Annotated in this window: 1 protein-coding gene; it reads left to right on the forward strand. The window is 57.8% G+C overall.

What is annotated here, in order from left to right:
• Positions 1-545 precede the first annotated feature (545 nt).
• A complete protein-coding gene (locus Q0O99_RS10460; protein ID WP_293751128.1) occupies positions 546-16811 on the forward strand; it encodes a hypothetical protein in 16266 nt (5421 codons plus the stop codon).
• Positions 16812-16841: the final 30 nt, after the last annotated feature.

Here is a 16841-nt window from a genome sequence, read left to right on the forward strand (position 1 = left end):
TTTAAAATAAGTCAATTAAAGCAATTATTATTAAATTACAAGGCGTTCAATTCTTGTTTTGGGGGATTTCACTTTGCGGTTTGATCCCCGATGGCAATGCCATAGCGTGAAGTCATAAATAGTTTGTATCAATCACAAGCGTAACCAAGGTGAATGGGTTCGGCATTGAGCGCACCCCTGGATGCTGCAAAAGTGTTGGCCGCTCATCCGCCAAGCGCTGCTGCCAGTGAACGACTGGCCCAATCCGGTTTCCAGCAACGGCCTGAGTCACAGGGTTGATTTAAGCCAACCATCGCCACAGCATGCCCTCATCATGAAATGGCCGGGAATCAAATTTTTCTGTCAAGCACTGCAAGAGCCCATTTCACCTCAAAAGAATGCAGCGGACCACAGCTTGCGCGCAATTTTGTGGCTCGGCAATCACTTGAATTTGTGACTTTTGGTTGTGAGGAACGGGTGAATTGTGTTGAAATATTAAAATCATCAAAGAATGCAATTCTGACAAGCCATTGCATTTGCCCTGTACTGAATCTCGGAGCCTTTTTATGAGCAATCCTAATGTCGTGCGTGCCACTGTTTCTGGCAACGTTGTGAGCCTCATTTTCAGTGAAGATGTTGTTCTTATGGCTGCTGATGGCCTCAATGGCTGGAGCTTGTTCATTAATCCAAGCTTGGACTCATCTTCGAGCTGGGCCCGTTTGTCGATACCTTCGACATCTTTGAGCCTGGACACCGACAAGCGGACGCTGACCCTCATCAGCCCGGAGACGCTGAACGAAGCCGATACGATCCTCGTTCGCTACGACCCCCCGGGCAGTGGGGTTTTGAAATCGGTGACTGGTGGCAGCAGTTTCCAACGGGGTGAAATCTGGATTGCCGGAACGGGTAACGACACGCTCAACATGGACGACTACGGCAGTTGGTTGCCGGTAAGCGTTTTTGGCAGTTCGGGAGATGACTTGCTGATTGGCAGCGGTGCAGCCGACCGCCTCATCGATGGCGTGGGTGCAGATACCTTGCAAGGGGGGCTGGGTGCCGATCAGATCGTGCTGGTCGAAGACGGCTCGGCGGCGCTGCCGTTTAGCCGCGACATCGTGGTGATGCTCGCTGGTGACAGCTATGGCTCGTTCACCATTGGGCAAAGCAATACGGCCGATGTCATTCAGGGTTTTGACATCATGTCCATCAACCCTGAGAGCCACGATGTCTTGGATTTGACGCACGTGCAGATTGCTGCTGACGGCGTCGACTTGATTGGCAATCGCAGCGCGCAGAGCCTGATTGATCACCATGAGGTGGCGGACGGCATGTTCACCTTTTTCGACAAGGCAAACAAACCCATTTTGGTGAACCAAGCCAATTCCACCCAGGTTGCGACCTACCTGCAATCGATGAAGGGCACTGGCGCCTTTTTGTTTGACAACGATGGCAACGGTTCTACAGATTCAACCATGTTGTTTCAGACCCTCAACGTTGAAGCTAAGTCAACTGCAGTTGTTCTGAAAGGGGTTCTGGCCAAAGGTATTGCGCCAACAGCTGGCGCTGATATCGTCCAAATTCAAGACCAGCAGCCGCTCGATCCGCTGGCGATTCATCTGGACAGCAGCAGCGGCGGCACGGTCTTGTCGGTGAACTTTTCAGAGCCGGTTTTTGCCAGCGGTTCGGTGGCATTGACGCTGATGAAAAACGGTACCGAGGTGCTGGCCATCACAGCGTTTGAGGGCAGCGGAACAACCCAATTGCGGGCAGTCTCCTCGACTGTTTTGAGCTCTACCGACTACGTGGTGGTCAATTACCAGCCCACACAGACTGACGGATCTGACGCCATTCGGGACGCCAGCGGTAACCGCTTACCTGCTCTGCCGGGGGCCATTGCCTTTGGCACCGAGCTGGCCAACACCATCGCTCTGACCTCGGGCGTTCAAGCGGTCGAGGCTGGCGGAGGCAATGACAGCGTCACAGGCAGCACGGCCAGCGAATGGATCAGCGGCGGCTCTGGTGACGATACGCTGGTGGGTGCCGATGGTGATGACGGCATCGAGGGCGGCGCAGGTAACGACACCATTGAAGGTGGCGCGGGTGCAGACTATCTTTCAGGTGACGCCGGCGAGGATCGGTTTCGTTACTTCAACGCCACGCACTTGAACCAAGATGTCATTGAAGGCGCCAATGGGGCCAGCGATTTAGTGTCAGCGCGAGACCGGATGCAGTTGTTTGGAGGCACAACTACCGGTGATATCGTTTACGACCTGAAAAATGCCGCCCAGATACGTGAGATTGACCGCATCGATTTGGCTGATCGGCTAAATACCGGCTCGACAGGAATTGTTGGGGTTGTTCTGACCTCAGATATGGCCGCGACAGCCGACTATGACCGCAATGGCACGACCGGTGACGTGGGCATAGTGGGCTATAAATCAAGTGATTCCACCAAAGCTGCAACACAGTCTTTTAAGGTCGATGGCAGTGCCCTGCTCGCGGGTCAGTCTTTGGTTGTTCAGGGACAAGATGGCTCAGGTTCCAGCGGAAATTCCGCTTTTGGCGGTATGCAGGGCAACGATTTAATCATCGGTGGCGCTGGTTGGGACAACATCAACGCTGGCGCGGGAGATGACACGCTGGTTGGCGGAACAGGCAGCAACATACTGGCTGGCGGCAGTGGCAATGATCTGGTGGTGCTGTCGGGGGCGCGCACCGATTGGACCTTCACGGCTGACATGGCAGACAGCGTAAATGGCGGTGTCTGGGCTGAGTACTGGCAGGGCCGACCTGCTGTGACTGCAACCGGGTCAAATGTCGCTGGTGGTGTTGCTGGAAATGACTCTGTCAGTGGGTCCGTAGGTGGAGCAACAAGCACCAACGCTGGCTCTGCAAATCTGACAAGCCCTTCAGGCGCAGTTGCCGCCCCTGTCCTTATTAGCCGTGACTACTTGACTGGCATTGAAAAAATCCGATTCGGCACTCTTGCAGAAGGCCCTGAGTTTGACCTTTCAACGCTGGTCACGCAATCACCAGGCACCGCCATCACCTACTCAGACTCCATCAATGGCGGCTATGGAACCCCTAATGCAGACATTTTGCGCGGATCTGCAAACAACGACAACTTGCGTGGACAAGATGGCAGTGACCTTTTAGTGGGTGCCGACGGCAACGACTGGTTAGAAGGCGGCAAAGGAGACGACAGCCTTGACGGTGGTGCCGGACGAGATGTCGCAGCTTATGAGGATTCCCCCACACCCGTCACCATCGATCTGCAGAACGGCTTTGCCCGTGGCGGACTGGGCAACGACGTGCTGGTTTCGGTTGAAGCGGCACATGGCTCTGCCCACGGTGACACGATTGTCATGCGCAACCCCGATGCGGGCTCAACAAGTGGTGGGTATGTTTTTGGCCGCGCTGGCAACGACCACATCACCGGCGGAACGGGTGATGACAACGTGACGCCTGGCAGCGGCAAGGACACCATCATGGGGGGGCCGGGTCACGACACTGTGAATTACAAAGACGACGGCTATAACTTTTATGGTGATAAATCGAAGACGACCACCGGCGTGGTCGTCAACCTGGCCGAAGGCTGGGCCATCGACAACTGGGGTGACCGAGACACTTTAAGCAGTATCTCCATTGTTCAGGGCTCGGACTATGGCGACTTGCTCATTGGCGGTGCAGTGGAAAACGGCGTCAAGACCAAGGCAACTTACGATGGCTATGAGTCTTTCCGCGGTAACGGTGGCGACGACACCATTGACGGCGGCGCAGGGTTTGATCGCGCCGATTACAACAACAGTCCGGTGGCCGTCACCGTCAACTTGGGCGGTGCCTTTGATGGCCGCGCCAGTGACGGTTTTGGCGGACGTGACGTGCTCCGAAACATTGAAGAAGTGAGAGGCTCGGGTTACAACGACACGCTAACAGGCAGTGACAACGCTTCTTTTGAATCATTTTATGGCGACAAGGGCAACGACCTTTTGGATGGGCGCGGAGGATGGGACCGAGCCAACTATCAGTTCTCATCTACTGGCGTGGTGGTCAATCTGTCGGAAAACACTGCAAGCAGAGATGGCGTCCTTATTTCTGGCACCGGTACATCAGCAGTCTATGGCGTAGATACGTTGTACAACATTGAGGAGGTTCGGGGCTCTGAATTCGCAGACATTTTGACTGGCGATGCGTTGGCCAATACCTTGGAGGGTCGAGGTGGTGACGATAGCTTGATGGGCGGTGATGGTGCGGATAAGTTGTATGGCGGCTCTGGCAACGACACGCTTGATGGCGGCATTCAAGCCATCAGGCCTGATACGGCCAATGCCAACAACGATTACGACTGGGCCATTTACGATTCCGAAAGCTCTCCAGTGTTGGTTAAGCTGGGTTCGGATGGCACGGCTGGCACAGCTCAAGGGTTGACCATCGGTGTCGACACGCTCATCAACATTGAGCGTGTGCTGGGTACCAAATTTGGCGACATGATTTCCGGCAGTGATCGCGCAATCAATGAAGTCTTGCGCGGCAATGGCGGTGACGACACCTTGAGCGGAGGCACAGGCACTGGCACAGACTTGGGCCTTAATCTGGTCGATTATTGGGCGGCGCCCGGCTCGGTCACAGTCGACCTTTTGCAAGGTCGCGCATGGGGCGCTGACGGCAATGACGTGCTATTCGGATTCACGGGCATCCTTGGCAGTCAATTCGATGACCAATTGACAGGCAACGCCAACAACAATTACTTTGAAGGCTTTGGTGGCAATGACACTATCGATGGTGGTGCGGGCAACGACCGTGCCGGCTATTCAGCGGAACTGTCCAGTGTTCGCATCGATTTGACCGAAGGCAAGGCCTACACCAGCAGCGGCGTAGACACGCTGATTGCTATTGAAAGCATGCGCGGTTCCGAGTTCGGCGACGAGTTGCGCGGTAACGATGGCCATAACGATTTCCAAGGCAGAGCAGGCGACGACACAGTGTTTGCTGGTGCTGGCAACGACACGGTGCACGGCGGCAAGGGCAACGACGCAATTGACGGCGGCGATGGCACAGACACGGCGCGATTTACAGGCGCCCGTGCTGACTACTTGATCAGCTTCAACAGCATCACGAAAAGCTACACGGTGACCGACAACACCGAACTGCGCGATGGCGTTGACACGCTGACAGGTTTTGAAAAAATGATCTTCGGCGAAGTCGAATTCAACATCAACGCTCAAGGGGGCGTGGTGCCAGCGGGTGATGAATTTCATCAGATTGACCCGGCTGGCACTTACTTGGCTGCCAGCACCGACACGGGGGCCAAAGCGGCCACCACCTTGACATTGAGCTCTTTGGGCATGGTGGCCGGCGAGGTCATCTCGCTGACCCGATCGGGCGCTTATCAATTCGGCAGCAACAGCACCGACGTGACCTCCAACATGGTGGCAGTATTTCTAGACGCGCAAGGCGCTCGAGTTGCGCCTGAGGTCTATGCACGCACCACCACTCAAGCGCAAAGCATTGGCGATGTGACTGATGTCACCCAGGATTTTGACGTTGCCGCGGGCGTCACGCGCGTGGTGGTGCCTGCTGGTGCGGTGTCCATTGCGTTCTCGGTGCGCGACAGCTTCTTTGGCGACAACACCGATCCCAACAACGACTTCGGCGTCGTCTTGAGTCAGTGGCGTAACACCACAGTCGTCGATGGTTTGGACAATCTTTTTGGCACCACGGGCAACGACAGTTTGTTTGGCGGCTTGGGTGCTGATCTGCTGGTTGGCGGTGCTGGCAATGACACCCTGGACGGTGGTGTGTTGGTGGACCACATTCGCAATTCGGACGGAACCACAATCAGCTACGCTTCGTCCACCAGTGGCATCGAGCTCAATTTGACTGGCATTACCGGTGACGGAAGCGTCGGTCAGGGGACGGTCTCTGATGGTCTGGGCGGTACCGACACGGTGCGAAATGCGCAGTTCTTTGTGGGCTCGGCTTTCAACGATTCGATGCTGGGCAGTGGAGCTGGCTTGCTTGAGATGTTTGAAGGTGGCGCTGGCGACGATACGATCGACGGCGGAAAAATCACTGGCACCTACATCGCTTCAGACAACAACCGAGCCTCTTACCAGTCGGCACCTGCGGCTGTCACGGTCGACTTAGGCACTGGCACTGCCACGGGTGGTGCGGGCAACGACACATTGCGCAACATCAACATGGTGCGCGGTTCGGACCATGCCGACACACTCACCGGCAGCAACACCACTTTATTGACTGAGCAATTTGAAGGCCGCAAAGGCAATGACACCATTGATGGCCTGGGCGGTAAGGACATTGCCCGATACGACGGCGCCACCAGCGCCGTGGATGTCAATCTTCAAACGGGTATCGCAAGCGATGGTTATGGCAGTACCGATACCCTGCGCAACATTGAAGCTGTGTTTGGCTCGGCTTACAACGACAAGATCGTTGGGGGCAATGCGGCCAATGGGTCCGCCGTGACGGATGGCTTCGAGTTCTTCCAGGGCAACGCGGGCGATGACACCATTGACGGCGGTACAGGCTGGGATCGCGCCGATTACAGCTTGAGCTACGAAGGGGTGACAGTCAAACTTGGCGGAATTAAGGCTGGCTCTGCACAGGATGGCATGGGCGGCACGGACGTTCTGATCAACATTGAAGCCTCACGGGGTTCAGCTTTCAACGACATCTTTTTTGCCAGTGACCGTAAAACCTTCGTGACCGATGGCTATATAGAGTCCTTCGAAGGCCTTGAAGGCGACGACACGATGGATGGCAGCGCAGGCGCTGTCACGCGTGTTGAGTTCGGCAGTAGTCCTATGGGCGTGAATGTCGACTTGTCAACTGGATCGGCCACAGACGGCTTTGGTGGTTTTGATGTGCTCATCGGTGTTGATGCAGTTCGTGGTTCCAATTTTGCCGACCTCTTGATTGGTGATTCAGGGAACAACAACCTGGACGGGCAAGCCGGGTCAGACACTCTGACGGGCGGACGCGGCAACGACACTTTGTCAGGCTTGACGGGTGACGACACCTATACCCACGTCGACGGCGAAGATGGCTTCGATGTCATAACCGATTCGGGTCGTGACAACTTGTCCGGCAGCTACGGCAGCGGCGACAAGCTGGTCTTTGAATCGCGCAACAACATTGGTCAAGTGAGTGTGAGCAGCTCTTCGCCCACAGACCTGGTGTTGCAAACCATGAAGGCCGATGGCACGGTGCTCAGCCAGGTTGTGGTCAGAAATCAATACGCAGTGGACAGTAGTACCGGTGCCGTGAACCCTGGACGTGGCGCTATCGAATCGCTGTTGGTGCGCAGCCAAGACGGTAGCCAGAGCCAATTCAGCATGACCTTTGGATCTGTTGGCGACACGACGGATGATCTGATTGCAGGTACCACGAAGGCCGACAGCTTGTCCGGTGCAGCTGGCAACGATTTGCTTTTTGGTGCATCTGGCAACGACACACTTGACGGTGGTGCTGGAGATGACGCGCTGCAGGGCGGCAAAGGCAACGATTCTTTGCTGGGTGGCGAAGGCGACGATGAACTAGAAGGTGCTCAGGGAGATGACACCTTGCGCGGCGGCGCCGGCACCGATGTTGCAAGTTTTATCGGTAAGCAAAGCGGCTTTACCTTTAGCCGCGACAAAACCGACGGCAGCATGTTGGTGTTTGACAAACAAGACAACAGCACGGACCGTCTGTACGACATCGAGAAGCTGCAGTTTGACGACTCGGCACTTGATCTTCAGGTGACCTTTGATAAGGCCAACAGCGCCCAAGTCAACGCACAAAACCAGATTCGCGGCACTTTCACCGACGATGTGATCAACGCCGCAGCGTTGGGGGAAGCGGCTAGCGCAACCACCACCCGTGACAACATTCAGGCGGGTGCCGGCGACGACAGCATCCTGGCTGGCGCAGGCGACGACTGGATCCTTGACGGCGAGGGCAGCGACACCGTCGATGGCGGCGAGGGCAACGACAACATTCACTACAACGGCAGCTCGACCGATTACGTCATTGGCAACCGCGCCGACGGCGCGGTCACGGTCAAGAGCCTGATCGACGGCTCGACGGATGTGTACACCCAGGTCGAGTCCCTTTACTTCAACGGTGACAAGCGCGGCATGAGCCTGGTCGTTAATTTCAACGCAACGACCGATACCAATGAGTGGGCACAAAACTGGACCCATGGCACCGACACCAATGATGTGATTGACAGCGACAAGTTGGCCGATCAGGCACAGGCACGTACCTACCGCGACGGCATCAATGCTGGCCAAGGCAATGACATGGTCAAGGCAGGCAAGGGCGGCGATTGGATAGATGGCGGCGCTGGCAACGACACGATCGACGGGGGGCAACTCGCCTCGGTGAGCGAGCGCATTGCCACCAACAACGTCTGGAACCTGGAAAACCGGGCCCAATACTCTGGCTTGTCTTCGAGGTATGAGATCACGCGCCTCGTAGACAACGCAACCGGTACGGTCACCGGGCAAGCCAACCAAGTTTATTTCGAGGTCAAGGACAAGCGCAGTGGCTCGCCCGACGGCACCGATGTGGTTTTCAACATCGATGCCCTGCAGTTTTCTGACAAGCAAGTCCGCCTCACGGCCGAAATTTGGGCCAATCGCGACTGGACTTTTGACCCGCAGACTCAGACTTCGACGCCTGGTCCTATTCGCGGTATTCAAGTTTCCGGTACGGCCTATGAAGAAAGCCTGGGCGCCGACCTGGCCGTCAAGGACGCGGACACCTTGTTTGCCGGCTCTGACCGCCTGGAAGGCCGCAGCGGCAACGACACCTTGTATGGCGGCGCGGGTGCCGACACCCTGCGTGGCGACAAGGGCAACGACCTGCTGATCGGTGGCTCTGACCGCCCTGCGGGGGCAACGCAGACCTGGGACCCAAATGGCTCGAATGGTGCCGACGTGGCTGAGTACGCTGGTAACGCTAGCCGCTATACCGTCAATAAACTGATTGACGTTGATGGCAAGGGCCCAGTTGGGGTGGCTGGCAAAACTTACTTCACCGTGGTGGACAGCAAGGGTGATGCAGGCGAGGGCACTGACAGGTTGGTGGATGTCGAAGTTTTGCGTTTTGCCGATGGCGAAAAGAATCTGTCCGTGACATCATCGTCTTGGACCAATCCGAAAGGTGAGATTGAGGGGTCTAACTGGCGTGGCAGTGATTTCGCTGACAACATTGATGTGTCCGCTAGCAGTTACAAAACCAAGCAGACCGATATTCGGGCGGGCGCTGGCGATGACACCATCGTGGGTGGATCGGGCGTTGACTACATCGAGTCTGGTGAAGGCAATGACCTGATCGATGGTGGCGCCAACGTACCTTCGGAAAACAACATCTGGAATGATGAGGACGTCCTTCGAATGGACGCCAGCCGCAGCCGCTTTACCGTCACGCGCAACGAAGCAACCGGTGTAGTGACCGTGGCCGATAAGCTGTCTGTTGAGTTTGGCGGCTTAGGTGTGGACACCCTGAAAAATATCGAGCGTATTGACTTCTCTGAAGGCCAATCGATGCGCCTGGGCGTGCGCTTCGGTGCGCGTGATCAGGGGCAAAACGATGTGCAAGGCACCGACTTTGCCGATCGCATTGATGCGCAGGCCTTAGGGAAAGCAGCCAATGCGACCAACCCCAACGACCGCATTGATGCGCAGGTCTTAGGGACAGCAGCCAAGCCGACCAACCCCAACGACCGCATTGACGCGCAAGGCGGCAATGATTTCGTTTTTGGTGGCGAAGGTGGCGACCGCATGGTTGACGCGGGCGGCAATGACTTTTACGACGGTGGCGCCAACGGCACCTCGGCCAACAGCTGGGACAACCTCGACATCGTTGAACTTCGTGGCGCAAGTTCGCGCTATACGGTGGACACCCTGAGCTACGTACAACTGACCACGCAAGCAGCACTGCCCCAGGGCATTCTGCAGCTTCAGGTCAAGACCGCCATTGATGCGAAATACCTGGAGGCCGACCGGCCGCAAGACATCATCCGCATCACCGACCGCTTGTCAGATGCTGCTGGTGGTGACGGTGTGAACTACGTCATCAACGTCGAGCAACTGCATTTCAACGACACCCAGATTCAGCTGGGCATCACCGAGTACCGCACCAACCAGGAGAACGGTCGCAATGACTTGCGTGGCGGTTTGCTGGGTGACCTGATCGATGCCGATGCACTTCAAAAGCAAGGCACCTGGTTGCTGGACGCCGACCGCATGGACGGCGGTGCCGGCAACGACACCCTGCTCGGCGGCGCGGGCCATGACGAGCTGTGGGGTGGCAAGGGCGACGACGTGCTTGACGGTGGTGCCGGAGATTCGGACCAGGTCAACTATTCGAACGCTGGCAGCCGCTACGACATCACGGCCTTCAGGTTGGCCGGCCCTGATGAAACCGGGGTCTATGACAATTTGGGCCATGCCGCTACGGGAGATGCAGCGCTTTATTTACCTTCTGGGTTCTTAGATCCTGCTGGCTTTGTTGTCATTCAAGACCGCTTCTCTGATAGCAAGGGTGGTGAAGGGCGAGATGTAATTCATAACGTTGAGTATTTGGGATTCTCTGGCGAGCGCATGCAGTTGGTGGAAAGATCCTGGTACAACGGCGACAACGGCAACGGTGTGGAAGAAATCGGTGAAAACTGGCAACGCGATGCCTCGGGTAAGCTTTACAGAAATGTTGAGGGCAACCGCCTGAGCGAGCGCTTTGTGGGCAAGCAAGATGAACACAACAGCATCAATGGCCTAGGTGGTAATGACTTGTTGCAAGGCGGTAGCTTGAGTGATACCTTGCAAGGGGGAACCGGCAACGACACACTCGACGGCGGTGCCAACCCGCAAGGTGAGCATGACCACGGCATCTACACGGGTGCGCGCTCCGAGTACACCCTCACCCGTTTTACCGACACTGACAGTGGTACGGTCACTGGCCAGGCAGGCCAAGTGTATTTTGCGGTCGAGCATCTGATTCCAGCTGACCTCGGCGGTCAGGGCCGCGACATCGTCTTCAATGTCGAGCGTCTAGACTTCAATAACAACGCCACCGAATGGCTGGTGGTGCAAGGCAACACCGCCACGATGTTTGGCGATGAAATGGTCGCCACCGGGTCAGACGGCCAAAACATGAGCGGCGGGATTGGCAACGACACGCTGGTGGGCGCTGCAGGCAACGATCAATTCCGCCCGGGTATGGGTGACGATTTGGTCGACGGCGGCGCGGGTGCCGACGTGGTCGCCTACGCCGACGCCGCCAACCGTTACGTAGTGGTCAAGAATGTCGCAGTCGTGGGCAGTTGGATTGTGACCGACACGCTCGATGCCATCTATGGCGGTGAGGGTGTTGATACCCTCAGCAATGTAGAGACACTTTCGTTTGCTGGAGGATCTTTCTGGAATTGGCAAGATGCTGCTGCTACCGATTCTTCTGCACAGGTTGCCAATGAGACTGTCTCCGGTAACGATGCCGAGGATGACTACTTCAATGCCAATTCGGGCAACGACACATATGATGGCCTTGGCGATCGGTCCACCATCCAGGGCCAATGGTGGGCTGGTGATCGTATTCACTACGCAGACGCGCGGAGCAACCGCTTTGATATTCGAGACAACGCTGACGGCTCTACCACCGTGGTGGATCTCGCGTCACTCAAGACGCTCAATGCGAGCAGCTTTGGCAGCGACGGGCACCTGACCAGCGATGCGCTGGTGAGCACTAATTTCTGGTCTGACGTGGGCTACGGCATGGACACCTTGCGACAGATCGAAAAGGTCTCTTTCAGCGACCTCACGCTCGATCTCAAGCCCGTGGTGCAGACCTGGACGTGGACCAACACCGTCGGTACCACAGCTTATGAGCTCACGCGCAGCAATTACATTGGCACCTTCAAGAACGACTTGCTTTTGGGCACCGACCATGGCGACCACTTTGAAGGCCGCGCGGGCAATGACACCATTGACGGTGCCACTGAGACCCCACTCGAGGGTTACCCTAACTATTGGGATTTACAGGACGTCGTCAACTACTCTGGCTCTCGGAATCGCTATGAGGTGAAAGGCGTATTGGTTGATGTGGAGGGTAGTACCTACACCTTACGGACCATTGAAGAAGCATCAGGTGATGAGATCTCTGGCGTACTGGTTACCGATTTGCTTGATCCCAAATTAGGCGGTACTGGGACTGACTTGGTGGTGAATGTGGATCGCGTTCAGTTCGCATGGACGGGCGGGGCGGACAGTTCCATCAGCCTGGTGCCTGACGTCAACACCTACAACGACTGGTCGTCGCCGCTCTATGAACTCGATGGCGACCCCCTTCTGGACGACAATGAAAACCAAATCTATGGTCAGTCCAAAAACAGCAACGGCACGCCTTTTGACGATGTGCTCACCGGTGGTGCCTATTCCGACTGGATCAGGGGCAACGCCGGCGACGACACGCTGGTGGGCGGCATTGGTGGCGACGAGCTTGAAGGCGGCAGCGGCAACGACTTGCTGCTGGGCGGCGACAACGCACCGGCCGACATAAACGGCTATCAGCGCGGCGATGTGGCGCACTTCAATGGCAATTTCGATCGCTTCGAAGTCAGCACGACCACCTACCAGGGTGCTCCTGCCATTCAGGTGCGAGATCTGCTGGATGCCAGCGACACCAATTCACTGGGGACCGATATTTTGGTCGGCGTGGAATCGCTGGCCTTCAGTGACCGCAGGACCGATGTGTCTGTGCGCCGCTGGAGTTGGACCGATGGACAAGGCATGGTCAGCGCCAGCGCAGACGGAACGGCCTTTGCTGACGATATCGCGGGTGATCGGCTGGCCGACGGTAGCCCCGCACCGCTGGCCACACGCGACCACCTGCGCGGCAACGACGGCAACGACGTTTTACGCGGTGGCGGCAACGGTGACAACTTGGTGGGCAACGGCGGCAACGATGTGCTCGATGGGGGCAGCAATGGCACTTCTGGCAACAGCTGGCAAGACCAAGACTCTGCACAGTTCTCGGGCAACGCCTCGCGTTACAGCATCGCCCAGGTCAGTGTGTCGGCCAGCGGTGTCCAGGTTGATGGTGCTATTTTCGCGACCTTCTCTACCACCTCCAATGGGCGTAGTCTGGTCATCGCATCCGGGCAGGACCAGGCCATCGCCGATGTGCTGCAAAGGGCTTTAAGTGCCGGTTTGCTGATCGACAACAACAATGGTTTGCTGGTCACCGACAGCCTGGACGCCGACTTGGGCGGCGAGGGCACCGATCTGGTCTTCAACGTCGAATCGCTCAATTTTGCCAACGGCTCGGTTGACATGCAGTCACGCGCCTGGGCCAACGACTGGAACGGTGACAAGGTCATCGACAACGTCTGGACCACCGGAACTTCGGGTGCCGACAACATTTCCCCCGCCAAGGTGGCAGAGATGGTCGGGCTCACACCTGAGGCGCTGGCCAAGGCTTCTTTTAACACCGAACTTCGCGATGGCAACGACGTCTATATTGGTGGCAATGGCAGCGACTGGGTGCGCCCCGGCGCGGGCAACGACTATGTCGATGGCGGCGCCAATACGGGGCTGGACACCTGGGGGAACCAAGCCCGTGACGAAGTGGTGTTCAACGCCCGCTTCAGCCGCTACACCTTGCTTGATGTCAGCTTGTCCAAGGTCAACAGCAACTGGACGCTGAGCAGCGAGCGCGATTCGGCTTTGCTGCTCAATGGCCGCAACCTCTCTGGCTCCAGCCAGACGGGCGACGCGCTGTTGGGCATGGAACAAGGCGTTTTGAACATGATCGACCAGGCGGCGACTGGTGCCACTTCGGTCAAAGGCTGGCTGGTGATCGACCGTTTGTCGGCCGAATTTGACGGCACCGGGGTCGATGCTTTGGTCAATGTTGAATTCCTGTCCTTCAGCGACAAATGGATGCCGCTGGAGCAACAGGTCTACCTGCACAGAAACTGGGTTTTTGACGAAGAGACCAAGCTTCATAAGCCTGGCGATATCACGGGATCCAATTCCGAAGGCACCAGCGAGGGTGACATCATGGGCGCCGTGGCGGTGCCTGCAAAGGACGCCTACAACTTCAGCGGCAACGACGGCTTTAACGGCAACGAGGGCAACGACACCATTCGGGGTGGCGCTGGTGGCGACTGGATGCGCGGCGGCGCAGGCAATGACCTGATCGATGGCGGCGCCAACGGGGTTGACACCATGGGCAATGCCCAAACCGACAACGCCCAGTACAGCGGCGAGTTTGCGCGTTATGCCATCACCCGCAATGCCGACGGGTCAGTCACAGTGCGTGACTCGGACAGCGAGGGTGACGGCACCGACACGCTCACAGGCGTGGAGTCGCTGTCGTTTGCCGACCGCTGGATGCGTCTGGAAGTGGAAGTCAACAGCTGGAAAAATCCTGAGGGTCGGCTCCAGAACATCAACATCAACGGCACTTTCCTTGACGACCGGATCGATCAGTCCGCCAGCACCGACTTGGGCGTGACACGCCAGTTCTGGGGCAACGAAGGAGACGACACCTTGGTCGGCAGCAACGGCGCGGACCAGTTCTGGGGCGGCATGGGCGCTGACGAAATTGATGGCCGCGCCAATGGCGTGGACTTCTGGGGCAACCAGGGCTTCGACACCGTGCATTACGACGGCCTGTACAGCCGCTACACCATTGAACGCATCAAGCCCGGCACGCTGGACGCCAGCAACCAAACCTTCAATGGTCAGTCTTTTGTCATCAACGGCGTGACTTACCTTGTGGATGGAACCGCCAACGCCATCACGGTCGATGGCCGCACGGTCAACGTCACGCTGCTGCGTGTGACGGACTCTCTGGGTGAAGATGACGGTGGCAACGGCGTGGACTTGCTGGTGAATATCGAAAACCTGGCCTTCGGTGACCGCTGGGTGACGCTGGAGGTGGCGCAGTCCTTCGTCGATATCGACGGCGACGGCACGCCCGACGCCGTCAGCTTGCGCGGCACCGATGGTGCTGACACCCTGGTCGCCACGGCGCTCAACGCCCGCATGGAAGGCGGGGCAGGCAACGATTCGATCACTGGCGCAGCGGGTGACGACATCTTGATGGGTGGGCAAGGCAACGACGCGCTCAATGGCGGCGCAGGCCGTGACATTGGCGAATACAGCCAGTCGCTGAGCAGCTACACGATCACGCAGACCGCCGACGGCTACCAAGTCCAGGCCAATAGCAACACTGGCGATGGCACCGATACCCTTGTGGGTATGGAAGGCCTGCAGTTCACTGATGCCTTTGTCAGCCTGAAAGTGGCGATTGACCGGCAGGACCTCGATGGCGATGGCGTCACGGACCTGGTGCGCGTCAGCGGCATTGACGTGGTGGCCAATCAGCTCAATGCCGTCGATCACCAGGCAGGGCGTGCCAGCCTGGCGGTGCAACTCTCGGGCGGCAGCCGCGACGATGCATTGACTGGCGGCGACGGCAATGACCGCTTCAATGGCGGCGCCGGCAACGACACGATCGAGGGCGGTCTGGGCACCGACACCGTTCGGTACGAAGGCAACGCTTCCAGCTACACGGTGGCTCAAGTGGGCACCAGCACCACTTGGACTGTCACCGGACCGTCTGCCGACGGAACCGACACCTTGCGCAATGTGGAGCAAATCCGCTTTGCCGACAAGTTGCTCGCCCTCGGAACGGTGGCCGAGGTCAAGAGTGTTGAAGTCGACACCGACGGCAACAAGAAAGTAGACCAGAAAATCTGGACTGGCACCGACGGCAATGACAGCATCGTCGGCGCGCAAGACCTGAGCAACGTCATTGACTCGGGTGCAGGCAATGATGTGCTCACAGGCGGCCTGTTGGGAGACGTGTTCAAGCCTGGCGATGGCAACGACACCATTGACGGCGGTCTGAACCAGGGCCTGGCGGCCGACGGCAGCGCGGCCAAGGATGTGGTGATGTTCTCGGGCTTGCGCAGCGATTACGGCATTCACAAGCAGCAGGCGGCCAGCACCATCTTCAGTGGGCAGGTTGATGTGGGAGACGTCTTCAGTCTCCAGGTCGGCTCTGCCAGTTATACGGTCACGGCCAGCAGCGACATCAACACCCTGGCCAAGGTGGCCCAGGGTTTTGAGACTCAGATCGAAAGCATCACCGGCGGCGTGACCGGCGCAGTCGTGACGGTCGACGCCACCAACGTGGCGCAGGTGAAGTTGACGGTTCAGACTGCCGACCTTTACACCTCGTTGATGGCCAGCGTGACCCAGGGCACAGCCACCGACAAGACCGCTGCAGCCAGCGCCACGGTCTATGACCGCTGGGTGGAAGTGAGCACGCCGGCCACCGGGGTGGCCAGTCAAACCGATGTCTTGCGCGGCATTGAGGAGCTGATGTTTGCCGACCAGTCCTACAGCCTGAGCCCCAGCCTGACGACCAAGGCCACCTGGGGTGACACCGGGCTGGAGTCCACCACGTATGTCACCGGGACTGCGCTGGCCGATTTGTTGTTGGGCAGCAGCAGCCAGGAGCACTTCAAAGGCGGTGCCGGAGCCGATCGGTTCGTCATGGCCGACCAGTCGGGCCGCGACGTGATTGGCGACTTTGACGCGGTCGGTGGCGACACGTTGGTGTTCTTGCTGGGCGAGGGCGATACCGACGGCTTGAACGGCACTGGCGTGGACACGGCCGCCGAAGTGCTGGCACGCGCCAGCGCCGAAGGCACGTCGACCCGGATTGACCTGGGCAGCAACCACAGCCTGCTGTTGCTGGATGTGACCTTGTCGTCCCTGAGCAGTGCCAGCTTTGAGATTTTGAACAACTACTGACAGGTGGCAGCCGCGCCCCGTGTGGGGTGC

Source organism: Limnohabitans sp. Rim8 (genome assembly GCF_945901735.1).
Taxonomy (GTDB): Bacteria; Pseudomonadota; Gammaproteobacteria; order Burkholderiales; family Burkholderiaceae_C; genus Limnohabitans_A.

Excerpts from the sequence above, each read along its gene's own strand:
- Q0O99_RS10460 (WP_293751128.1), top strand. The coding sequence starts at position 546 with ATGAGCAATCCTAATGTCGTGCGTGCCACTGTTTCTGGCAACGTTGTG.